The sequence below is a fragment of the Flavobacterium sp. FlaQc-47 genome (assembly GCF_044006475.1).
In the GTDB taxonomy this organism is placed as follows: Bacteria; Bacteroidota; Bacteroidia; order Flavobacteriales; family Flavobacteriaceae; genus Flavobacterium.
In genome coordinates, this window is sequence record NZ_JBIPCQ010000001.1 from 1,208,198 (window position 1) to 1,230,359 (window position 22,162).

A 22,162-nucleotide genomic window follows, 5' to 3' on the forward strand; every position below is an offset into this window, starting at 1 on the left:
ATATATATAAAGAGAAATAAGATCTATCTTAATGTAGCTCCAAGTTCAGTCTCAAAAGTTTGTTGCAATTTCGACATGATTTTATCAATTTGAGCATCTGTAAGCGTTTTTGTATTGTCCTGAATTGTGAAACTCAAAGCATACGATTTTTTGCATTCCGGAAGTTTTTCACCTTCGTAAACATCAAATAAATTCACATCTTTTAAAAGTGCTTTTTCTGTTTGTTTGGCAAGATTAAAGATGCTTTCGTAGGTTGTAGTCTTATCAATTAATAAGGCTAAATCCCTGCGAACTTCAGGATATTTAGGAATCTCAGAATATTTAATTTTTCCTGTGATAATTTTCAGAATTAAATCCCAATTAAAATCTGCGAAGTAAACATCTTGTTTGATTCCGAAATGTTTCAGGATTGATTTTTTAACCACACCCATTTCAACTAATGTATCGTTGTTGTAGCAAATTGCTGTTCCTTCTGAAAAAATATCAGTTTGCACCGGAGCATTCGAAATTTTCTCAATTCCCAAACGGGCTAAAATACCTTTTACATATCCTTTTAATAAAAAGAAATCAGTAGTTTTTTGTGTACTTGTCCAGCTTTCCTTGTTTCTGTTTCCTGAAATCAGCAAAGTCAAATGTTTGTGTTCTTCGTATCCGTTAAGGTATTTATGGTAGGATTTTCCGAATTCAAATAACTTTAAATCCGCATTTTTTCTGTTGATATTATATGAGATTGCTTCTAAACCAGAGAACAATAAAGATTGACGCATTGTAGATAAATCACTACTCAGCGGATTCAACATCGTTACATTGTGTTCTTCTTTTAAAACAGTAGATAATTTCGCGTAAGCTGCTGTTGTCAAAGAGTTCGCCATCATTTCATGAAATCCTTGTGAGTTCAATTGTGACGCGATAACATTTTGTACTTTATAATCTTCTGTTCGTGGTGAATTAGAAACGGTGGCATTGAATTTTTTAGAAAAATTAATGTTGTTATAACCGTAAACTCTCAAAATTTCTTCGATTATATCAATTTCACGTTGAACATCAACACGATATGCCGGAATGGTAAGACCTAAACCGGAGTCAGAAACACTGTTTACTTTAATATCTAAAGAAACCAAAATCTTTTTGATCGTATCTTTTGGAATTTCCTGTCCAATGATTTTAGAAACATGACTAAAATTCAACAAAACAGAAAAATCTTCTACTTTTTTAGGATAAACTTCCACAACGTCAGATGTGATTTTTCCACCCGCAACTTCCTGAATTAAAAGTGCAGCGCGTTTCAATGCATATTCTGTAATAGTTGGGTCAATTCCTCTTTCAAATCTAAAAGAAGCATCTGTATTCAATTGATGTCTTTTCGCTGTTTTACGAATGCTAACGGCATCAAAATAAGCGCTTTCTAGGAAAATGGTTGTTGTTCCGTCTGAAACTCCTGATTTTTTTCCGCCAAAAACCCCTGCGATACAAAGCGGACCTTTTTCATCGCAAATCATTAAATCTTCTTTGTGCAATGTTCTTTCAACGTCATCTAAAGTCACAAATTTAGTTCCTTCAGGAAGTGTTTTTACCAGTATTTTTCCGTTGATTTTTGCAGCATCAAAGGCGTGAAGCGGTTGTCCTAATTCGTGTAAAACATAATTAGTAACATCGACAATATTATTTTTTGGAGTTAATCCAATGGCTTTCAAACGATCTTGCAGCCAAGCCGGAGATTCCTGAACAGAAATTCCTGAAATAGTTACACCACAATATCTTGGTGCCAAAAGAGGCTCTTCAACATTGACATCAATTTTTAAAGTACGCATGTCCACTCTGAAATTACTCACAGATGGCGTGATTAATTCTACGTTTACACCACGTTGTAACATTCCGGCTCTCAAATCACGTGCTGTTCCCAAGTGGCTCATGGCATCAGCGCGATTTGGCGTTAATCCAATTTCGAAAACTTCGTCATTTGCAACCTGAAAAACTTCAGCAGCAGGAGTTCCGGGAACTAAATCTTCTGCCAAAACCATAATACCGTCATGACCCTTGCCTAAACCTAATTCATCCTCGGCACAAATCATTCCGTAACTTTCCTGTCCGCGAATTTTTCCTTTTTTAATGGTAAATTCAGCACCATCTTTATCATATAAAACAGTTCCAATAGTAGCTACAGGAACTTTTTGTCCTGCAGCCACATTCGCTGCACCACAAACAATTTGTATAGGAGCTTCTAAACCAATATTTACAGTTGTAATGTTTAATCTGTCAGCATCGGGATGTTTTTCGCAAGTAAGTACGTGTCCTACAACAACTCCTTCTAAACCGCCTTTAACTGATTGGTATTTTTCGACAACTTCAACTTCAAGACCTAAATCCGTAAGTAATTCTGAAGTTTGCTCAGATGTCCAGTCTGTTTTAATAAATTGTTTTAACCAGTTGTAAGATATTTTCATGATGACTTTTTTGTTCTTGTATAAGGATACAAATATAAGGATTGCGAAGTGTAGTAAGAAACAATTTATTTGGTTTTTTCTGACTGTTTTTATTTTAAATAAAACGCGTTGTAAATGAGTATCTTGTAATTTAAGAGCCAATATTTTGATAATTAAATATTAAAAGTTAGTTATAAAAACGAATGTGTAATATTTGTGCTATAACGTGACTGAAAAGTGCTATTCTGTTTCATAATATGAAGGTAAATTTGAAATGAATCAAAAAAATAATATTATGAGTACTATAGCGCAAAGACCTGAATTTAAGGCACAATATGAGAATTATATTAACGGAAAATTTACAGCTCCGATAAAAGGAGAGTATTTTGATGTTGTTTCTCCAATTGACGGCAAAGTATTTACGAAAGCCGCTCATTCAGGCAAAGAAGATCTGGAATTAGCCGTAGATGCAGCTTATGAAGCATTCAAAACCTGGGGAAAAACTTCGGTTACAGAAAGAAGTATTTTATTAAATAAGATTGCACAAAAAATAGAAGACAACCTTGAATATATTGCGACTGTAGAAACGATAGATAACGGAAAACCAATTCGTGAAACACTCGCAGCAGATATTCCGTTAGCGATAGATCACTTTAGATATTTCGCCGGAGTTATTCGTGCCGAAGAAAGTTCGATTGCAGAGCTGGATTCTCAAACGGTTTCAATCGCTTTAAGCGAACCATTAGGTGTTATCGCTCAGATTATTCCGTGGAATTTCCCTATTTTAATGGCAGTCTGGAAAATTGCTCCGGCATTAGCAGCAGGAAATACCATAGTTTTAAAACCTGCCGAAAGCACGCCAATTTCTATTTTAGTTTTAATGGAATTGATAGGCGACATTCTTCCTCCGGGAGTTTTAAATATCGTAAACGGTTTTGGTGCAGAACTGGGACGACCATTAGTTACCAATAAAAAAGTAGCTAAAGCAGCATTTACAGGATCAACAACTACGGGACGTTTGGTAATGCAGTATGCAACCGAAAATATTATTCCCGTTACGCTTGAACTTGGTGGTAAATCGCCAAATATTTTCTTTCCGTCAATAGCAGATCACGATGATGATTTCTTTGATAAAGCGATTGAAGGTGCCGTTTTATTTGCCTTAAATCAAGGTGAAATTTGTACTTGTCCATCAAGATTGTTAATTCACGAAGATATATATGACAAGTTTATTGCCAGAGTTATTGAAAGAACTGAAGCAATTATTGCCGGAAATCCGTTAGATAGATCGACCATGATTGGTGCGCAGACTTCACTTGTTCAGAAGGAAAAAATCATGTCGTATATTAAATTAGGAAAAGAAGAAGGAGCAGAGCTTTTAACCGGAGGTGATGAAAATCATTTAGGCGGAGATCTGGAAGGTGGTTATTATATTAAACCTACTTTGTTTAAAGGACATAACAAAATGAGAATTTTTCAGGAAGAAATCTTCGGACCTGTTTTAGCCGTTACCACTTTTAAAACCACTGAAGAAGCTATTGAAATTGCAAATGATACCATGTACGGTTTAGGCGCAGGAGTCTGGACACGTGATGCACACGAAATTTATCAGGTTCCAAGAGCGATTCAATCCGGTCGTGTCTGGATCAATCAATATCATTCATATCCTGCAGGAGCACCTTTTGGAGGTTATAAACAATCCGGAATTGGTCGTGAAAACCATAAAATGATGTTAGGACAATACCGTCAGACAAAAAATATGCTGATTTCTTATGATAAAAAGAAATTAGGTTTCTTTTAATTTGTTATTATGTTGGTTTGAAAAGGTAAGTTTCGGCTTGCCTTTTTTTGTAAATTTAATTTAAAGAAAAATATCATGATAAAGAGACTTGACGCCACAGATAAAGCCATTGAATTGATAAAAATTCTCAAAGAAAAACACGGTGATTTGATGTTTTACCAAGCCGGAGGCTGTTGTGAAGGAACTCAGCCGCAATGTTTTGAAAAAGGTGGTTATTACCAAAGAATGGGCGATGTTTGCATAGGCACTATTGAAGACACGGAGTTTTGGGTCGATAAAGATTTATTCGAATATTGGAAACATGCGCACTTTACCCTAAAAGTAATTGATGCTTTTGGAGTTGGCGGTTTTTCGTTAGAAACTCCCTTGAAGAAAACATTTCAAATTGAATATAGAATTTTTACAGAAGAAGAGGAAAAGGATTTAGAACCGGTAAGTTTTATAGAATAGGTTCATAGCTTGTGAGGTGAAGAGGTGCAGAGATACAAAGGTGCAAAGGGACAAAGGTTTAATCACAAAGATTGATTGTAGAGGCGCATAGCAGTGAGTCTAATCTCCAATTATCCAGTACACTCGTTCGCGAAACCTGACAGGTTTTTAAAACATGTCAGGTTTACTGTGTGGAAATGTTGGAATGTGATTTGCTTAGATCGGATTTTAATCCTTTTAATGTCTGTCATAGCATTTTTCTTAGAAACTTGTCATTTCGACCGAAGTGAGAAATCACAGGCGTAATTCGTCAAAGATTGATGCTTTTAGGAGTGAAGTTTCTAGTGTGATTTCTCCCTTCGGTCGAAATGACAAAAAACAACTTTAAATCTCAAACTGAAAAAACAAATACAATTTCATCCGTTCGCGAAACCTGACAGGTTTTAAAAACGTGTTAGGTTTACTGTGTGTGTGGAAATGTTGGATGTGATTTTCTATTCAGTTGAAATGGAAATAATGCGTGAAATTCTAACCGAAGACACAATGCTGTGCGTCTCTAAAATAAACACAATACTAAAAAAACCTCTGAACCTTTGTAGCTTTGAACCTTTATTGAACCTCAAAAAAAGAACCTCAATTAATATACAGCAACTGATATTGCTTCGGCGTAATACCTTCGTGTTTTTTGAACAATCGTATAAAATAATTGGCATCTTCAAAACCGGATAGATAACAAACTTCATTGATTTGAATACCTGGATTTCGGAGTAATTTTTTGGCTTGCTTTATTTTTTCGCTCAAAACATACTCAATCGGACTCATGCCTAATTCTCTTTTAAAAAAACGATAGAAAGACGCTGTACTCATACAGGCTTTTTCGCTTAGACTTTTAAGATTGATGTTTTCTTTTAGGTTGAGTTTGATGAATTCGGTAACTTCAAAAATGGGATTATTGGCTTGAATTGCGATTCCTTCATCCAGGGATTTTACGGTTTGTGTCTGAATAATCCTGATTAGTAATTCTTGTAAAGTTAAATCTGCGAGAGCATCTTTCGTAATCGAAGTACTCATACATTCCTTAATTAGTTTATTGATTGTAGTCGCAAGATCGACGTTATTGTAAAAGAAATAATTCTGATAATTTAATTGCCAATACACATCGCTGCCTTCTTTGGGGTAACGTTCGTTAAGGAAATTTAAAGTATCTGTAATTTTATATTTATCGATTGCCAGTGCCAGACATTGCGTTGGATTTTCTCTGGAAGCTTCGGGAAAATCGATTTTCATTTCTACGTTTGACGGAATAACCACTGTTTCTCCCGGCAAATAATCAAATCCGGGATCATCAAAAAGATGCATTATTTTTTTGCCTCTTAACATACTGGTTACCACAAAATCATTAAATTTTAGAGGTACCAGCTTTGAAGATTCATAAGTTTCAAAAATATTTAATTCGCAATGATTGAGTGTATAAACAGTCCTGTTTTCGACAAGTGTTTTTAATGATTTTTCAGTAGATAAATGAGGAGGGTTAATTAAAGCACGTTGGTTATTCATTGTGATTAAATTTTTAGTAAGGACTTTAAATTTAATCAAAAAAGGGATAGGAACTTCAGATTTAACGTTTAATTAAATTAGTTCTTCAACATGTTTTTTAATGTTTTCGGATATTTTTTTTGTAGGCAGATCATTTTCATCATCACCAAAAGGATCTTCAATTTCTTCGGCGATAAGCTCTAAACTTGCCAATACATAAAAGATAAAAACCACAACAGGAGCAACAAAATATCCTAAACTTATAGAGTAACCAAATGGCAACGTCATGATATAAAAGAAAATAAATTTCTTGATAAAAGCACTGTAAGAGTAGGGAATAGGCGTATTTTTAATTCGCTCGCAAGCACCGCATATATCTGTAAAGGATTGCAGTTCTTCGTTTAAAATAATCAGTTGTTCTCCGGTTATTTTTTTTGCATCATACAAATCATTAATTTTATGAAACATCATTTTTTTCACCTGATTTGGTTTGTGTTTATGATGGTCAATTTCTAAATCTACATCATCAAAAAGCTGTTTACTGGTTTCAGAATCATGCAAATGTTTGTGCAGAATAGACGCATAAACAGGAATGAATTTTCTGAAGAATTTACGATCATTTTCATCTTTCAGCATTGCCGAAAGTTTAATAGCAAGATTACGGCTGTTATTCACCAGACCGCCCCATAATTTACGTCCTTCCCACCAACGATCGTAGGCGGTATTGGTTCTGAAAACAAGCAATAATGAAATCACAAAACCTAACATTCCATGCATGATTGGAATGTTGTGGATATAATCATTTTTCCCAACTTTAAAATACTCCACTTCCAGATATCCAATTATAGCAGCGTAAATCCCGATAGCAAGCATAACAGGAAACAATTTTCTAACCGTATCCGATTTATGAAAATGGAATATAAAAGTAAACCAGTCTTTGGTATTATAGGAGATCATTTAAGTTTGTTTTGAAACAAATTTAAATTAAAAATTAATATTTCCGGCTAATTCTTTCAAAGCAATTTCAGATAATTTTGCCTCGTATTGTGCGTTGCTGTAACGTACTTTTGCGTTGACATAATTTAATTGTGCCGTTCTGAAATCGATTGTTGTAATAGTTCCAATTCTGAATTTATCCAGCGTAATATCTAAGTTTTGTTTTGCAATTGCTTCGTTATCTTCTTCTAATTCAATTAATTCCAAGTTAGTGAGATAGGTTTGAAAAGCGGTACTCAATTGCGTATTCAAAATCATATTTTGCTGTTCGATTGCAATTTGAGAATTTTCAATTTGAAGTTTTGCCACTTTTTCATTTCGGTGCTGGTTAAAGCCGTCAAATATATTTAGCGTAGCATTAAAACCGTAATTAAAACCTTTTGCCGAAGATTCAGTTGTAAAACCTAAACTGGATTGGCTTTCTGCAATATTATATCCTGAAGTCAGGTTTACAACAGGATAACGATCTGCTTTCACCTGTTTCAGTTGTAATTCGGCAATTCGTTTATTGATGATTTGCGATTCTAAAGCAGGATTTTGTTTTTTTGCCAGATCCATTAAATCAATCAGTACCAGTTTATTATCAACCGTAACTTCATTAGTTACCGTGAAATCAATTTGAGGATCGCGTGCTAAATGCTGGTTCAGTAAAATCTTGGCATTTTTATACGATTCTTTTTGTCTGATTATGGCCGCCTGATCTGAATTTAAATCCACCTGTGCATTTAAAACCTCTAATTTTGACGCTTTTCCAATGGTGAAACGATTTTGAGCCAACGTTAATCTTTGTTTCGAAATAACAATTGTGGTGTCTAAAGCAGATAGTTGCTGTTGTTGCTGAACCAAATCATAGTAAGCCGAATTCACTTGTCCGATTTTCATTAAAACCGTTCTTTTTAATTCAGCATCGCCCAATTTTTGCAATTCTTTTAACTGATCTAATCTGGCAAACATTTTCATTCCGTCAAAAACCGTCCACCCTAAGCTTACACCGTAATTTAAACTGTTATTTTTGGCATTATTTAATGATGTCGAAGTTCCGTCCTGACGTGTTTGCGATGAATTCTGTACACTGTTATTATCCGTAACAGATGCTGTTGCAACGGGTAACATTCCTGCATTTCCTACCGTTACGTTAGTTTCGCTAATTTTTGAATTATTCTTGGCAATCTTAATTTCAAAATTATTTTCTAAAGCTATTTTCATAGCGTCTTCAATAGTAAGAACTTCCTGTGCATTTGTTTTTGCAATGCATAGGAACACTATTAAACTACTAAATAAAATTTTAATATTCATATTTGTTGTCTTTTGCCACAAATTCAGGAATTATGGAAATTCGGTAATTTGTGGCTATAAATTTTTATTTACTTTCTTTTTCGTATTCTTCAATATGATCAAATTCAGGATAATGTTTTCTTGCTTTTGACCACATTAAATAAATGGCAGGAATTACAAAAAGAGTTAAGGCTAATGAGAAAATAGTTCCTCCTACGATAACAACTCCCATCCCAATTCTACTTGTAGATGCTGCTCCAAGCGACATTGCAATGGGTAAAGCTCCTAAAGCAATGGCTAAACTGGTCATTAAAATGGGACGTAAACGCGCTTCTGATGCTTCTAGAATAGCTTCCAGTTTTGGTTTTCCCTGTTCGCGTAACTGATTCGCAAATTCTACAATCAAAATACCATTTTTAGTCACCAGACCAATAAGCATTACCGTACCAATCTGACTGAAGATATTCCAGGTCTGATTGAATAACCATAACGAAAATAAAGCTCCTGCAACTGCCATTGGAACCGTTAAAATGATAATAAGCGGATCGATAAAACTCTCAAACTGAGCGGCAAGAATCAGGAAGATTAATAACAGCGCTAATCCAAAAGCAAAAGATGTATTTGAACTGCTTTCAACAAAATCTCGCGATTCTCCACTTAAATCCGTAGTAAAACTTTCGTCAAGCACTTTAGCTTTAATCTGATCCATTGCTTCGATACCATCGCTGATGCTTTTGCCCGGCGCTAAACCAGCCGAAACTGTTGCGGACATATAGCGGTTATTGTGATACAATTGTGGCGGATTACTTTGTTCCTCGACTTTTACAACGTTATCCATCTGAATCAACTGACCGCTTTTGTTTCTCACGAACATTGAAGTTAAATCCAATGGTTTTGAACGGTCTTTTTGATCAAACTGACCAATAACCTGATATTGTTTTCCGTTTTTTATGAAATAGCCAAAACGTTGTCCGCTTAATGAAAGTTGAAGCGTTTGTGCAATATCCATGATAGAAATTCCTAAACTCTCCGCTTTTTCACGATCGATGCTGACGTTGATTTCGGGTTTGTTGAATTTTAAATTGACATCAGTAACCGAGAAAACATCACTTTTACCTACTTCATCCATAAACAAAGGAATTTTTTCTCTCAGTTTTTCAAAAGTAGGAGCTTGTATAATGTACTGAATCGGTAAACCTCCACGTCTGTTTACAGAAATCGTAGGTTGTTGAATTACAGATGTTTTAGCGTCAGGATATTTTTTAGTCCATTTTGTTAATTTATCAGCAATATCTTTTTGAGACATTTTTCTTTCGTCCGGTTCTTTCAACGAAAGTCTAATAAAACCTGAATTTGTTGCAGAACCTCCGGAACCTCCGGCTGTAATGACTAAACTAACTTTTTTATCTGGAATAGAATCATCAACTAATTTTGACATTTCCTGCATAAAACGATTCGTATATTCATAAGAGGAACCTTCGGGCGTTGTCATACGCATGGTTACAGAACTACGGTCATCATAAGGTGCAGTTTCTTTTGGCAGAATAGTAAAAAACAAATAAATCAATCCAAAACATGCAATAAGAATTGGAAAACTAATCCATTTTTTATTCATGAAACGACTTAATGAATCGGCATAACCACTATTTAATTTTTCGAAAAACGGTTCAGTTTTAATGTAAAATTTCGATTTTTTCTGTTCTCCGCCTTTCATCAAATACGCATTCAGCATTGGCGTTAATGTCAATGATACAAAGGCAGAAATTAATACGGCGGCACCAATTACAACACCAAATTCCCGAAAGAGTCGGCCTACGAAACCTTCCAGGAAAATTACCGGTAAAAATACTGCGGCAAGAGTTACCGAAATCGAAATTACGGCGTAGAAAATTTCATTTGAACCTTTGATCGCGGCTTCAATTGGCGACATTCCTTCTTCGACTTTCTTGAAGATATTTTCGGTCACTACAATTCCGTCATCCACCACAAGACCGGTTGCCAGAACAATAGCTAAAAGTGTTAATACATTTATGGAGAATCCAAAAAGCCACATGATAAAAAACGTAGCAATTAACGAAACCGGAATATCAATTAAAGGTCTGAACGCAATTGCCCAGTCTCTAAAAAATAAATAAATAATAATGATTACCAGAATAATCGAAATCCCTAAAGTCTCCGCAACTTCAAGTACTGATTTTTTTACGAAAAGCGTATTATCCAATGCAATATTAAGCTTGATATCTTTAGGTAAATCCTTTTTTAAAGCGTCGTATTTTTTATAAAATTCATTTGAAATATCTAAATAATTCGCTCCCGGCATTGGTACAATTGCCAGACCAATCATAGGAAGTCCTGATGATGTCAAAGAAGTTTCGATATTTTCAGGTCCTAATTCTGCACCTCCAACATCGCTCAAACGAACAATTTTATCTCCGTCTGTACGAATGATAATATTATTAAATTCTTCGGGTTTAGAAAGGTTTCCAATTGTTTTTACAGTTAATTCGGTGTTGTTTCCCGTCAATTTTCCGGATGGTAATTCAACATTTTGCGCATTTAAGGCATCTCGAACATCAGAAACGGTGCAATTGTAGGCATTAAGTTTAATAGGATCAATCCATAAACGCATCGCATAACGTTTTTGTCCCCAGATTTGAACTCCGCTGACTCCGGGAATGGTTTCTAAACGCTGTGAAATTACATTTTCGGCATAATCACTTAATTCTAACGAGCTTCTTGTATCACTTTGAACCGTCATTGAAATAATAGATTCACTATCAGCATCGGCTTTAGAAACTACCGGCGGCGCATCGATATCCTGAGGCAAACTTCTAACGGCTTGCGAAACTTTATCACGAACGTCATTTGCTGCTTCCTCTAAGTTTTTATCTAAATTAAATTCGATTGTAATACTGCTGCTTCCCTGATTACTCGACGAAGTTATATTTCTGATTCCGTCAATTGCATTTACGGCTTTTTCCAGAGGTTCAGTAATTTGCGACTCAATAATATCAGAATTGGCTCCTGTATAATTGGTTCTGATGGAAACCTGCGCTGGGTCGATAGAAGGAAATTCCCTCACACCCAAAAAGGTATAACCAATGAAACCGAATAAAATAATCAAAAGATTCAGTACAATGGTTAAAACAGGTCTTTTTATACTTGTGGTTGATAAACTCATTATGATTTTAGATTTTAGAGTTTTGATTTATTGAATGTGGGTTTTACAACTCAAAATTCATAACTCAAAACTCATAACTTAAAGATTATTTTTTTATTTTAACTTTTATCGGCGCATCATTTTTTAATGACATAACACCACTTGTAATTAAAGTATCTCCCGCTTTTAATCCTGATAAAATCAAAATAGAAGCATCGGTTCTTGTTGTTGCGTCAACCATTACTTCCTTGGCTTTGCCCATATTGGCGATATATACTTTTTTACCGCTTTGAACCGGAACAATAGCTTCTGTAGGAACTACAATAGCATCTTTAATAATATTTAAAGGTAATTTTACATCTGCAAAAGTTCCCGGAAAAAGTTTTCCGTCAAGATTATCGGCAATAGCGCGGACCTTAAGTGTTCGTGTTGCAACTTCAACTTCCGGCTCTATGGCGTAAATTTTTGCTGTATATATTTTATCAGATCCTGAAACAGAAAATTCGATTGTTGAACCTGATTTTACTTGTGCGGCATATTTTTCAGGAATAGAAAATGTAATTTTCAATTTTCCTGTATTGACTAATTTTGCTACTAAAATGGTTGGTGTAATATAAGTTCCCGGAGAAATAGAACGCAAACCTATTTTTCCTGAAAAGGGAGCTTTTACGGCAGTTTTTGCTATTTGAGCTCTAATTAATTGTGATTGCGCTTTCATAGAAGCATAATCAGCATTTGCCACATCAAATTCTTCCTGACTAATAGCTTCTTTTTGAAGTAATAATTTAGCTCTTCTTTCATTTTCGCCAGCCAGACCTTCTTTAGTTATGGCTTGTCTTAATTGTGCTTTTAATTCAATATCATTTACCTTAAATAAAACCTGTCCCTTCGTTACATTAGTTCCCTCGGTAAAATAAATTCCCTCAACAATACCGGAAACTTCACTATGAATTTCTATTTGCTCATTAGCTTCGATAGATCCGGATAAAGAAAGATTATTATCAAAAGTGGCAGTTTTAACAATAATTCCGGAAACGGTGGTAGGTTTATCTTTATCGCCAAATTTTTTAGATTCATCGTTTTTGCTTTTATTGGATACTATTCTGTAGGCTATAAATCCTCCAATGCCAATAATCAATAAGGCGTAAATAAGGTTTTTTACTTTCATAAAATTGAGGTAAATGTTTTTTGGTATGTGTTTTTAGTAAGGCTGCAAATTTAACTTTTTGAAACGAAATCAAAAGACGTTAAGCTTTATTTAACACATGGATAATATTAATTTTAAACGTCTTTTAACAGTTAGTTTTGCCAACTTTTTGTAATTGGACATGAGTTTTGTAAAAAGGTTTAATCGCGTAAGGAAAATATTTTATGATAATTAAAATTTCAGGCTGAGAATTGTTTCTTAGCTTATATAATTCCAAATATTTTTTCTCTTGGTCAATTCAAGGAAAACAGCTTTTAAGATAGCATGTTCTGGTTTTTGGAGTGGTCCGTCTTCCTTTAGGATTTTCATTGCGTAGTTTCTGGCGAGACCTAAAATATCCCTGTCACGAACGATATCAGCAATTTGAAGGTTTAGTACACCACTTTGTTGCGTTCCCATTAAATCACCCGGACCACGAAGTTTAAGATCCACCTCGGCAATTTCGAAACCGTCATTGGTCTGTACCATTGTTTCCATTCGGGTTTTACTGTCGGCACTTAATTTGTGGCTCGTCATTAAAATACAATAACTTTGTTCAGCGCCACGACCCACGCGTCCGCGCAATTGGTGCAATTGCGAAAGCCCAAAACGTTCAGCACTTTCAATTATCATTACACTCGCATTTGGCACGTTTACACCAACTTCAATTACCGTTGTTGCCACCATAATGTTGGTTTTGCCTTCAGAAAAGCGTTTCATTTCAGCATCTTTATCAGCTGGTTTCATTTTTCCGTGCAAGATCGAAATCGAATATTGAGGCAACGGAAAATCACGTGATATACTTTCATAACCATCCATTAAATCCTTGTAATCCATTTTTTCAGATTCCTGAATCAACGGATAAACAATATAAATCTGTCTTCCCAACGCAATTTCATCCCTTAAAAATTTCCAGACTTTCAATCGATTACTATCAAATCTGTGCACAGTCTGAATCGGTTTTCGACCCGGAGGCAATTCATCAATCACAGAAATGTCAAGATCTCCGTACAAACTCATTGCTAAAGTTCTGGGAATAGGAGTGGCGGTCATGACCAGAACGTGTGGAGGAATTTCGTTTTTCTTCCACAATTTAGATCTTTGTTCCACCCCAAAACGATGTTGTTCATCAATTACTGCCAATCCTAAGTTCTGGAATTTTACTTTATATTCTAACAAAGCGTGTGTGCCAATTAAAATGTGCAGACTTCCGTTTTCAAGTTCTTCGTGAATGATTCTTCGGGCAGCAATTTTAGTAGAACCCGTTAATATTTTTATGTTGATATGGAGTGTTTCAGCCAATTCTGATAATCCGATAAAATGCTGATTCGCCAAAATTTCTGTTGGTGCCATCAAACACGCCTGAAAACCGTTATCAATCGCCAGAAGCATACTCAAAAAAGCCACAATTGTTTTACCGGAACCCACATCTCCCTGTAATAACCGGTTCATTTGGGCATTGCTTCCCATATCTGCACGGATTTCCTTCACCACTCTTTTTTGAGCGTTTGTCAATTGAAATGGCAAATGATTTTGATAAAATTCATTAAAAAATTCACCCACTTTTGTAAACGGATGCCCTTTTATTTTATGTTTTCTGATCAGGTTTTTGGTAATCAGCTGCAATTGGATAAAAAATAATTCTTCAAACTTTAATCGGAATTGGGCTTTCGCCAAAGCATCAGGACTTTTAGGAAAATGTATGTTGAATAAAGCGGCTCTTTTTGAGATCAGTTTTAATTCTTCGATTAAATAAGCAGGAAAAGTTTCCGTAAATAAAGCCTGAGTTTCAACAAACAACTGTTCCATCATTTTATTAATGGTTCTGTTTGAAATTCCTCTGTTCGTTAAAGTTTCGGTCGAAGGATAAACGGGTTGCATCGCTGAGCGAAGGCTTCTTTCATGCTCGCTAAACAACTCAATTTCAGGATGCGCCATACTAAACTGACTTCCGTAAAGGGAACATTTGCCAAAGATTACACAAACTTCATTCAGTTTCAAACTCTCCCGGATCCATTTGTGTCCCTGAAACCAGTTCAGGTCAATTTGTCCTGTATCATCTACAAAAGTGGCGACAAGACGCTTTTTATTTTTAGCAAATTCAACCGTTTTTATGTTGATTATTTTGCCAATAATCTGAACTTCTGAACCTGTATTCTGAAGTTCATTAATCTTGTAATATCGTGTTCTGTCAATGTATCTATTCGGAAAAAAATTAACTAAATCCCCGTATTTATGAATTCCCAACTCCTTGCGAAGCAACTGGCCACGACTGGGACCAACGCCTTTTAAGTATTCAATTGGGGTTTCCAGGAGATTATTAGACATTTTTAGACTGGCTTAGATTTTTATATTTTAGTTTTTATGAAGATAATAGAACCAAGAAGAAAGACTTATATATGTGTTTTCTTTGTTCTTTATTCTTTTCTCTTTCCCCAGCGAAGATAGATTTTAATTCACAATTTTGAAAGTGTAATGTCTTTTCGAAATCAATTAATTTGGTATTTTCGGAATGATTTTTAAAAGTTGAGTTACAATTACTGTAAGTTATTACTGAATTTTAAAATATTTATGCATAGTTTTATAGTATTAAAATTAACTCGTTGGGTTTTAAATTAATATTAAAGGCAACCATTTAATAAAATGACAATCTTATAAGTGTGTTAACTCTTAAAAACCAAAACAAATGAAAAAAATGGCAATTGTACTTATTCTTGCATTAAGTCTTATATCTTGTTCAAGTAATGATAAATCAAAAGCTTCAGCTGGATCTGATTATTATGGAAAGTGGACTTTAGTTAAAATTTCAGGCAATAAAATTAATGCTGAAACAACAGGATCTAAAATGGAATGGCAGGAAAATTATGTTTTTAATACTGACGGAACATTTGTAAAGACCAGAGTAGCAGACAATACCACAACTTCGAGCGGAACGTTTGTAATTGAAAAAAAAGATAATACTGTAGGTTTTGCGTTAACCCACAAAGAAACTAGTCCAATTATAGGGAATTGTATGGGAGATCTGTCTGAATTTCTTTCGATTAATGAAGACAATTTATTGCAAAGTTCATGGCAAATGTGTGATGGTCCGGGCTTACTTTACAAAAAATTATAATAAAAAGCTGTAAGTTTGCAGCAATACAAAGAGTATTTGATTTTAAATTATTAAATACTCTTTTATTTTTATCCTAAATTTTTGAAATGACAACACACCTGGCACTTTTACGAGGAATTAATGTTTCCGGTCACAATATGATGAAAATGGATGCTTTGAAAACGATGTTAGAAAATATTGGTTTTCAAAACGTTAGAACTTATTTGCAATCCGGAAATGTTTTTGTAGATACCGAAGAAGATAGCGTTTCGAAAGTAGGTTTTATGATCAAACAGGAAATTTTTAAGGTTTTTGGTCATGAAGTTCCCGTAGTTGTTATTAGCAAAGAAGATCTTGAATTGTGTTTCAGGAATAGTCCGTTCCTTAAAGAAAAGGATTTAGATACTAAAAAATTGTACGTGGCTTTTGTTTCAGTAGCTTTAAAAAGCGAAAACATAAACGACTTAAAAATCAGCCAGTTCAAACCTGATGAAGCCAGTATTGACGGAAACAGGATTTTTATTAAATATGCCGTTGGAGCCGGGAAAACAAGATTTGATCAAAAATACATAGAGAAAAAACTTAACGTAACCGCAACAATTAGAAACTGGAATACAGTTACTAATTTGCTTGCAATGTATTCTGGAGAATAATTAGTCAATAAGATAATGTGCCAATTTGATAATTAGTCATTTTGATAATGAGCAAATGTGACAATTGATAATATAATGATTTGATGTTTCACTATGCGTTTTTCCAAGTTAAGCATATAATTAATTTTAGAAAACTATCTAATTGACCAATTATTTAATCCCTCAACCATTTTTGCATTACTGGAAAAGCTTCTTTGCCTTCTTTAACGGCGCTTTCTTCGCTAAAACACAATCCGATCCATTCGAGAAAAGGCAAACCAATGTAATTTTTATCATTAAAACTTGAAATAAACCAATCGGATTCATTTTTATAACCATACGGATGAAATACAAAATCGAGCGGTAATTTTAGATAATTGCTTGCAGCAAAAGACCATAAAATGGCGCCAATTTCCTCAGATTGAGTTGGCCAGTCCGGTGATATTTCTGTTGTGCCAACTAGCTTTCTTTCTGCAGAAGCTGTGACGGCTAAATGTCCGGCTTCATGTAAAATGTCTCCGGGATATAATAATTTATTGTAGTCGATATAAATGCAATCCGAACCTAAACTTAATCCGGGTAAAAAAGTGTTATCTAATTCTTTTTCAATTACATCAATTCCAATTTCATGGAGAAAAAGTAAAACCTTTTTTATTTCTAAACTGTTATCTTTTACAGGCACATCTAAATATTTTGAGGTTAAAATTAAATTATTTATAATCCGTTGATTTCAATATTCTTTTCAGGAAAATGGTGTCCGCGTTATGAATAGTTCCTTTTCTGTTTCCGCCGCCAAAAGGGTTGAATAAATGGATTGCCTTTTTTTCGTATTCCTCTTTATAAATTTCTTCATTTACCAGTAATGGCGGCGCTTCGTAACCAAAAAATGTAAACTGAGAATAACGTTGTTCTTTTAATTGAAAATAGCCTTTTGTGTCCGTTAGATTTTCTCCAACTTTGCAATTTGCAATGGGTTGGCGCGTAATCGAATCATAAATATAACCCACAATTTGAGGACGTTTACATCGGCTTACGAAACAGCTTTGACAGACGAATGCAATGGCAATGAATAAAAAAAGCGCAGTTAATTTTTTAAAATTGAATTTCCTCATTTTTTTTAAATTAAATCACAATACCAAAATCCAAAATCAAAAGCGTCACTGGCATTTGTATCGCACGCTGTATTTGAAGAATCTTGTGCTTTAGGTTTTTCATATTTTCGATAAACGATTTCTCCAATTTCGAAATGTATAGTTTCAGAGAAAATGGGTCCGTCAAAAGTAAAAGTATGAAATTCGCCATTTTCTCCGCAAACATCTACGTTCTCCGGTAAATCATTAATAAAATTCTCATCTATAATGCGACCCACAAAACTTTTATCCAGATAACGTTCGTTTACGCAGACCACAATTGTTTTAAAACCTAATGAAATAAATTCCTGAATTAAGTCCACTGTTGGAATCTTCCAAAGCGGAAAAACGCCTTCGAAACCTATTTTAGCCAATTGATCTTCGCGATATTGGCGTAAATCTTCCAGAAAAATATCACCAAAAACAGAATGTGTAATACCTTGATTTTTTAATTCGGTCAAAGTTTCAGTCATAACATTTTCGTAGACTTCCATTGTTGGCATTTCCGGAACCTGCATGATTTTTAAAGGTAAACGAATACTTTTTGCCTGCGCTTCAAGTAGTTCAACGCGAACGCCGTGCATGGAAATACGCTGGAACTGCTGATTTACGCTTGTTAATAAATATTCGATTTTAAAATCAGGATTTTGCAGTGTTTTATACAATGCCAATGCAGAATCTTTTCCGCTGCTCCAGTTAAATAATGCTTTTATGGGTGTCAACACGTTGTTATAATTTCTATGGTAAACTTACAAATTTGATTCGATTTGTTGGTAAAACCTTTGTAACTTTGGATTTCTTACACGCCGAAAAATGACATTATTTAAAGATAAATTTAAAATTGACTCTAAAAGATTGAAGAATCGGGATTATTCTGGTGAAGGAGTTTATTTTATTACCATGGTTGAGAATAATTTCGGTCAAAATTCGGATAAAAATTTCGGTTACAATTTCAATCAAAATTGTGTACAAAATCAAAACAAATCTGAATCCTCATTATCCCGAAAACCCAATTCAATTTCATCCTTTATTGCTTTATTCAAATCGGTAACAACCAGACAAATCAACGGATCGGTTTCGATTTGGCAATCGAGTTATCACGATCATATTGTTCGTAATTACAAAAGATTTGAAACCATTTATAATTATATAAAAACCAACCCAAGTTCGTGGGAAACGGATTCTATGAAACTCTATTTTCAATGAAATACATCTTTTTATTTATCACCAGTTTCGCTTTTGCACAACAAACCAAGTTTGTCGATTTTAAATCGGTTAACGGACAATTGAAATTAAATCCCGTCGAAAAATCAGTTTTGGGAATTGTCGATTATCAATTTGAGGTTTTAAAACCCGTTGATACTATAAAAATCGATGCCAAAAACATGGAGTTTTCTCATGTTCAAATTGACAATAAAGATGCGATTTATATCAATACAGGCAAGGAATTAAAAATCATTGGCAATTTTCTAAAAGGAGAAAATCATCTGACTTTTGAATATCTGGTTAAACCAAAACAGGCATTATATTTTGTCGCCATTGAAAATTCTGAAGTTCAAATCTGGACGCAGGGACAAGGCAGATATACGAGTAATTGGTTTCCGAGTTTTGATGATGTAAATGAAAAGGTAATTTTTAATCTCGGAATTACGTATGACGCAGCATATCAGGTAATTTCTAACGGGATTTTAAAGGATAAAAAACCAGACGGAAATCAATTTCACTGGCAATATCAAATGGAAAACCCAATGAGTTCCTATTTACTAATGCTGGCAATTGGGAAATATGATAAAAAAGAATTTAAGGCAAAATCTAAAATTCCTTTAGAATACTATCTGGAAAATAAAGATGCCAATCGTTTTGAACCCACTTACAGATATTCAAAACGCATTTTTGATTTTCTGGAAAAGGAAATAGCAGTGAAGTATCCATGGGAAATTTACAGGGAAATTCCGGTTCGTGATTTTTTATATGCAGGAATGGAAAATACAACAGCGACTCTTTTTTCAACGCGTTATGTAGTTGATTCAACAGGTTTTGCAGATCGAAATTATACAAATGTTGATGCACATGAATTAGCACATCACTGGTTTGGGGATTTAATTACGGCCGAAAGCAGTACGCATCACTGGCTGCAGGAAGGTTTTGCGACTTATTATGCGGCTTTGGCAGAAAGGGAAATTTACGGCGATGATTTTTTCTATTCGAAATTATACGAGACGGCTCAACAAATAAAATTTGCTTCCAGAACCGATTCTATTCCGGTTTTGAATGCTAAAGCAAGTTCGCTGACTTTTTACGAAAAAGGCGCCTGGGCTTTGTTTGTTTTACATGAATCTATTGGAGATAAAGCATTCAAAAAGGCGATTAAAAGTTATTTAAAAAAGTACGCTTATCAAAACGTGAATACGCAAAACTTTTTTGATGAAATTAGAAAAGTATCTGATTTTGATTTGATTCAATTTCAGAAAATATGGCTGGAATCTACCGCCTTTGATACGCCAACAGCAAATGCTTTATTGAGTCGAAATAAGGCAATTCAGGTTCGTTTAGAAGTGGATAAACTCAAGAAAATTCCTCTTGCTGAGAAAGCAGATTTTTTTAAGCAAACCTTCGAATCAAATGTTTATGAAACGGTAAAAGAAGCAATTGTCAATCAATTAGAAACTGAAAAATACGAAGTAAAAAAAGAACTTCTGCAAATAGCTTTACAAACTAATACTATTCAGGTTCGTCAAGCTGTTGCCGCTTCTTTGCCTAAAATTCCGGAAGATTTTAGAACAAGTTATGAAACGTTATTAAATGATAAATCCTATCAGACACAAGAAATTGCTTTGTATTATTTATGGAAAAACTTTCCTGAGCATCGCATAGAATATCTTGATAAATCTAAAAACTGGATTGGTTTCAATGATTTTAATCTTCGCACTTTATGGCTTTCTTTAGCATTGTCAACTCAAAATTACATTGACAATCCGGAAGCATTAGTGTCAGAATTAATTGATTTTTCTTCAACCAAATATGAAGCTACAACAAGACAAAATGCACTTGAAAAACTAATTGCCTTCAAAATAATTAACGATCAGGTTCTCAGTAATTTAGTTGGTGCAACGACGCATCATATGTGGCAATTTTCAAAATACGGCAGAGATACAATCCGACTTTTATTAAAAAATTCTGATTTGCGTGCTTCGTTTAATAGAATTTTACCTAATTTGACCCCCGATGAACAGTTTCAATTGAATCGTTTGTTGAAAGAATAGGGGGAAGACAATAGATTATAGAGGAAAGATTATAGAAGCAAGAGAATAGAGGAAAGAGTAAAGAAGCAAGAGAATAGAGGAAAGAGTAAAGAAGCAAGATAATAGAAGCAAGTTTATAGAGGAAAAAGTATAAATTATAGAAACAAGAGGAAAGGATCAAGATCAAAGACTAAAGGGTTAGATAGGAATAAGATGATATAAAAAGGCAATAAATTTAGATTTTACTCAATTCTCTTTAATTGTAATATCTAACATCTTGACTCTTTATTCTTTCCTCTTGACTCTTTTCTCCCCTAAAAAAATCCAAAAACAAAACCTACATTATATTTATGAGAGCATTGGTTATTTCTGGTGGAGGAAGTAAGGGCGCATTTGCCGGTGGCGTAGCGCAATATTTAATAGAAGAGAAAAATCACGAATATGATTTGTTTTTAGGAACTTCTACAGGTAGCTTACTTATTCCGCATTTGGCACTTGGGCATATCAAAAAAATTCATTCCGTTTACACCAATGTTACTATGAACGGAATCTTTAATATTTGCCCGTTTGTGGTGAAGGTTAAGGATGGAATCGATATCGTTACAATTAATCACTTTAACGTTCTGCGTCAGTTTTTTAAAGGGAAAAGAACATTTGGCGAAAGCAAAGGTTTACGTAAATACATCAAATCAAATTTTTCAATATCGGATTTTAATAATCTCAAAAAGCTTAAAAGTGATGTTGTGGTTACGGTTACTAATTTCACTAAGAATGAATCAGAATATAAATCCGTTAAAGATTGTACTTATGAGGAATTTTGTGATTGGTCCTGGATTTCAAGTAACTATGTTCCGTTTATGAGTTTGGTTGAAAAAGACAATTGCGAATATGGCGATGGTGGATTTTCAAGTTTAGTGCCTATTCGTGAAGCTATAAATCGTGGCGCAACAGAAATTGATGTAATTATTCTTGAAACTGAAGTCAATATGACAAAAACTGTCATTGGTAAAAATCCGTTTTCACTAATGATTGATTTGTTCCGAATTGCTTTAGATCAGGTGGAAAAACATGATATTGCTATAGGAAAACTTATGGCAAACAGCAAGGATGTAAAACTTAACTTATATTACACGCCAACACGATTAACTGATAATGCACTTATTTTTAATAAAGAAGTCATGAAAGAATGGTGGGATCAAGGTTACGAATATGCTCAGAATAAGTCTGAAGTTATGAGTGATAACAGGTAATTTTAATT

General features: G+C 34.3%; 17 protein-coding genes. 7 read left to right on the top strand and 10 right to left on the bottom strand.

What is annotated here, in order from left to right; all coding sequences use genetic code 11:
* Positions 1-23 precede the first annotated feature (23 nt).
* Positions 24-2,444 (bottom strand): phenylalanine--tRNA ligase subunit beta, encoded by a 2,421-nt coding sequence (gene pheT, locus ACHRVX_RS05060; protein WP_395329862.1) that lies wholly within the window; start codon positions 2,442-2,444, stop codon positions 24-26.
* Between the two features lie 274 nt (positions 2,445-2,718).
* Between pheT and ACHRVX_RS05065 the strand changes: the two genes are divergently transcribed.
* Positions 2,719-4,224, top strand: a complete 1,506-nt coding sequence (locus ACHRVX_RS05065) for an aldehyde dehydrogenase family protein (RefSeq protein WP_395329864.1) — start codon at positions 2,719-2,721, stop codon at positions 4,222-4,224.
* Positions 4,225-4,299: 75 nt separating this feature from the next.
* A complete protein-coding gene (locus tag ACHRVX_RS05070) occupies positions 4,300-4,674 on the top strand; it encodes a DUF779 domain-containing protein (RefSeq protein WP_213296781.1) in 375 nt (124 codons plus the stop codon).
* Between the two features lie 612 nt (positions 4,675-5,286).
* Here ACHRVX_RS05070 and ACHRVX_RS05075 read toward each other — a convergent pair.
* The 6 genes from ACHRVX_RS05075 to recG all read right to left on the bottom strand — a co-directional run bounded on the left by ACHRVX_RS05075 (position 5,287) and on the right by recG (position 15,134).
* Positions 5,287-6,210 (bottom strand): AraC family transcriptional regulator N-terminal domain-containing protein, encoded by a 924-nt coding sequence (locus ACHRVX_RS05075; protein ID WP_395329866.1) that lies wholly within the window; start codon positions 6,208-6,210, stop codon positions 5,287-5,289.
* 72 nt (positions 6,211-6,282) lie between these two features.
* Complete coding sequence (locus ACHRVX_RS05080; protein WP_395329867.1) at positions 6,283-7,146, bottom strand: bestrophin family protein; 864 nt, start codon at positions 7,144-7,146, stop codon at positions 6,283-6,285.
* Positions 7,147-7,173: 27 nt separating this feature from the next.
* Positions 7,174-8,481, bottom strand: a complete 1,308-nt coding sequence (locus ACHRVX_RS05085) for a TolC family protein (protein WP_395329869.1) — start codon at positions 8,479-8,481, stop codon at positions 7,174-7,176.
* 64 nt (positions 8,482-8,545) lie between these two features.
* Positions 8,546-11,641, bottom strand: coding sequence for an efflux RND transporter permease subunit (locus ACHRVX_RS05090; protein WP_395329871.1), 3,096 nt, complete (start codon positions 11,639-11,641; stop codon positions 8,546-8,548).
* 85 nt (positions 11,642-11,726) lie between these two features.
* Positions 11,727-12,788, bottom strand: coding sequence for an efflux RND transporter periplasmic adaptor subunit (locus ACHRVX_RS05095; protein WP_395329874.1), 1,062 nt, complete (start codon positions 12,786-12,788; stop codon positions 11,727-11,729).
* Between the two features lie 237 nt (positions 12,789-13,025).
* On the bottom strand, positions 13,026-15,134 hold the full coding sequence (recG, locus tag ACHRVX_RS05100; RefSeq protein WP_395329876.1) for an ATP-dependent DNA helicase RecG: 2,109 nt from the start codon (positions 15,132-15,134) through the stop codon (positions 13,026-13,028).
* A gap of 358 nt (positions 15,135-15,492) precedes the next feature.
* Here recG and ACHRVX_RS05105 point away from each other — a divergent pair, with 358 nt between their 5' ends.
* Complete coding sequence (locus tag ACHRVX_RS05105; protein ID WP_395329878.1) at positions 15,493-15,921, top strand: hypothetical protein; 429 nt, start codon at positions 15,493-15,495, stop codon at positions 15,919-15,921.
* A gap of 86 nt (positions 15,922-16,007) precedes the next feature.
* On the top strand, positions 16,008-16,553 hold the full coding sequence (locus ACHRVX_RS05110; RefSeq protein ID WP_395329880.1) for a DUF1697 domain-containing protein: 546 nt from the start codon (positions 16,008-16,010) through the stop codon (positions 16,551-16,553).
* 154 nt (positions 16,554-16,707) lie between these two features.
* Here ACHRVX_RS05110 and ACHRVX_RS05115 read toward each other — a convergent pair whose 3' ends face one another.
* From ACHRVX_RS05115 to ACHRVX_RS05125, 3 genes are read right to left on the bottom strand one after another with little or no spacing between them, the layout of a single operon-like run.
* Positions 16,708-17,214, bottom strand: a complete 507-nt coding sequence (locus tag ACHRVX_RS05115) for a hypothetical protein (protein WP_395329882.1) — start codon at positions 17,212-17,214, stop codon at positions 16,708-16,710.
* 28 nt (positions 17,215-17,242) lie between these two features.
* Positions 17,243-17,644 carry a hypothetical protein gene (locus ACHRVX_RS05120; RefSeq protein WP_395329884.1) on the bottom strand — a complete coding sequence of 134 codons (402 nt, stop codon included), beginning with the start codon at positions 17,642-17,644 and terminating at the stop codon, positions 17,243-17,245.
* Positions 17,645-17,649: 5 nt separating this feature from the next.
* On the bottom strand, positions 17,650-18,387 hold the full coding sequence (locus ACHRVX_RS05125) for a diphthine--ammonia ligase (protein WP_395329886.1): 738 nt from the start codon (positions 18,385-18,387) through the stop codon (positions 17,650-17,652).
* An 88-nt stretch (positions 18,388-18,475) separates the two neighbouring features.
* Between ACHRVX_RS05125 and ACHRVX_RS05130 the strand changes: the two genes are divergently transcribed.
* From ACHRVX_RS05130 to ACHRVX_RS05140, 3 genes are all read left to right on the top strand, one after another.
* Positions 18,476-18,868: a hypothetical protein gene (locus tag ACHRVX_RS05130; RefSeq protein WP_395329888.1), complete on the top strand. Its 393-nt coding sequence runs from the start codon at positions 18,476-18,478 to the stop codon at positions 18,866-18,868.
* Positions 18,865-20,925, top strand: coding sequence for a M1 family metallopeptidase (locus tag ACHRVX_RS05135; RefSeq protein ID WP_395329890.1), 2,061 nt, complete (start codon positions 18,865-18,867; stop codon positions 20,923-20,925). Before ACHRVX_RS05130 ends, ACHRVX_RS05135 begins: the two co-directional genes overlap by 4 nt.
* Positions 20,926-21,254: 329 nt before the next feature.
* Positions 21,255-22,154, top strand: coding sequence for a patatin family protein (locus tag ACHRVX_RS05140; RefSeq protein WP_395329892.1), 900 nt, complete (start codon positions 21,255-21,257; stop codon positions 22,152-22,154).
* Positions 22,155-22,162: the final 8 nt, after the last annotated feature.

Coding starts and splice junctions, on each gene's coding strand:
- pheT (WP_395329862.1), bottom strand. CDS start 2,444: ATGAAAATATCTTACAACTGGTTAAAACAATTTATTAAAACAGACTGG.
- ACHRVX_RS05065 (WP_395329864.1), top strand. CDS start 2,719: ATGAGTACTATAGCGCAAAGACCTGAATTTAAGGCACAATATGAGAAT.
- ACHRVX_RS05070 (WP_213296781.1), top strand. CDS start 4,300: ATGATAAAGAGACTTGACGCCACAGATAAAGCCATTGAATTGATAAAA.
- ACHRVX_RS05075 (WP_395329866.1), bottom strand. CDS start 6,210: ATGAATAACCAACGTGCTTTAATTAACCCTCCTCATTTATCTACTGAA.
- ACHRVX_RS05080 (WP_395329867.1), bottom strand. CDS start 7,146: ATGATCTCCTATAATACCAAAGACTGGTTTACTTTTATATTCCATTTT.
- ACHRVX_RS05085 (WP_395329869.1), bottom strand. CDS start 8,481: ATGAATATTAAAATTTTATTTAGTAGTTTAATAGTGTTCCTATGCATT.
- ACHRVX_RS05090 (WP_395329871.1), bottom strand. CDS start 11,641: ATGAGTTTATCAACCACAAGTATAAAAAGACCTGTTTTAACCATTGTA.
- ACHRVX_RS05095 (WP_395329874.1), bottom strand. CDS start 12,788: ATGAAAGTAAAAAACCTTATTTACGCCTTATTGATTATTGGCATTGGA.
- recG (WP_395329876.1), bottom strand. CDS start 15,134: ATGTCTAATAATCTCCTGGAAACCCCAATTGAATACTTAAAAGGCGTT.
- ACHRVX_RS05105 (WP_395329878.1), top strand. CDS start 15,493: ATGAAAAAAATGGCAATTGTACTTATTCTTGCATTAAGTCTTATATCT.
- ACHRVX_RS05110 (WP_395329880.1), top strand. CDS start 16,008: ATGACAACACACCTGGCACTTTTACGAGGAATTAATGTTTCCGGTCAC.
- ACHRVX_RS05120 (WP_395329884.1), bottom strand. CDS start 17,644: ATGAGGAAATTCAATTTTAAAAAATTAACTGCGCTTTTTTTATTCATT.
- ACHRVX_RS05130 (WP_395329888.1), top strand. CDS start 18,476: ATGACATTATTTAAAGATAAATTTAAAATTGACTCTAAAAGATTGAAG.
- ACHRVX_RS05135 (WP_395329890.1), top strand. CDS start 18,865: ATGAAATACATCTTTTTATTTATCACCAGTTTCGCTTTTGCACAACAA.
- ACHRVX_RS05140 (WP_395329892.1), top strand. CDS start 21,255: ATGAGAGCATTGGTTATTTCTGGTGGAGGAAGTAAGGGCGCATTTGCC.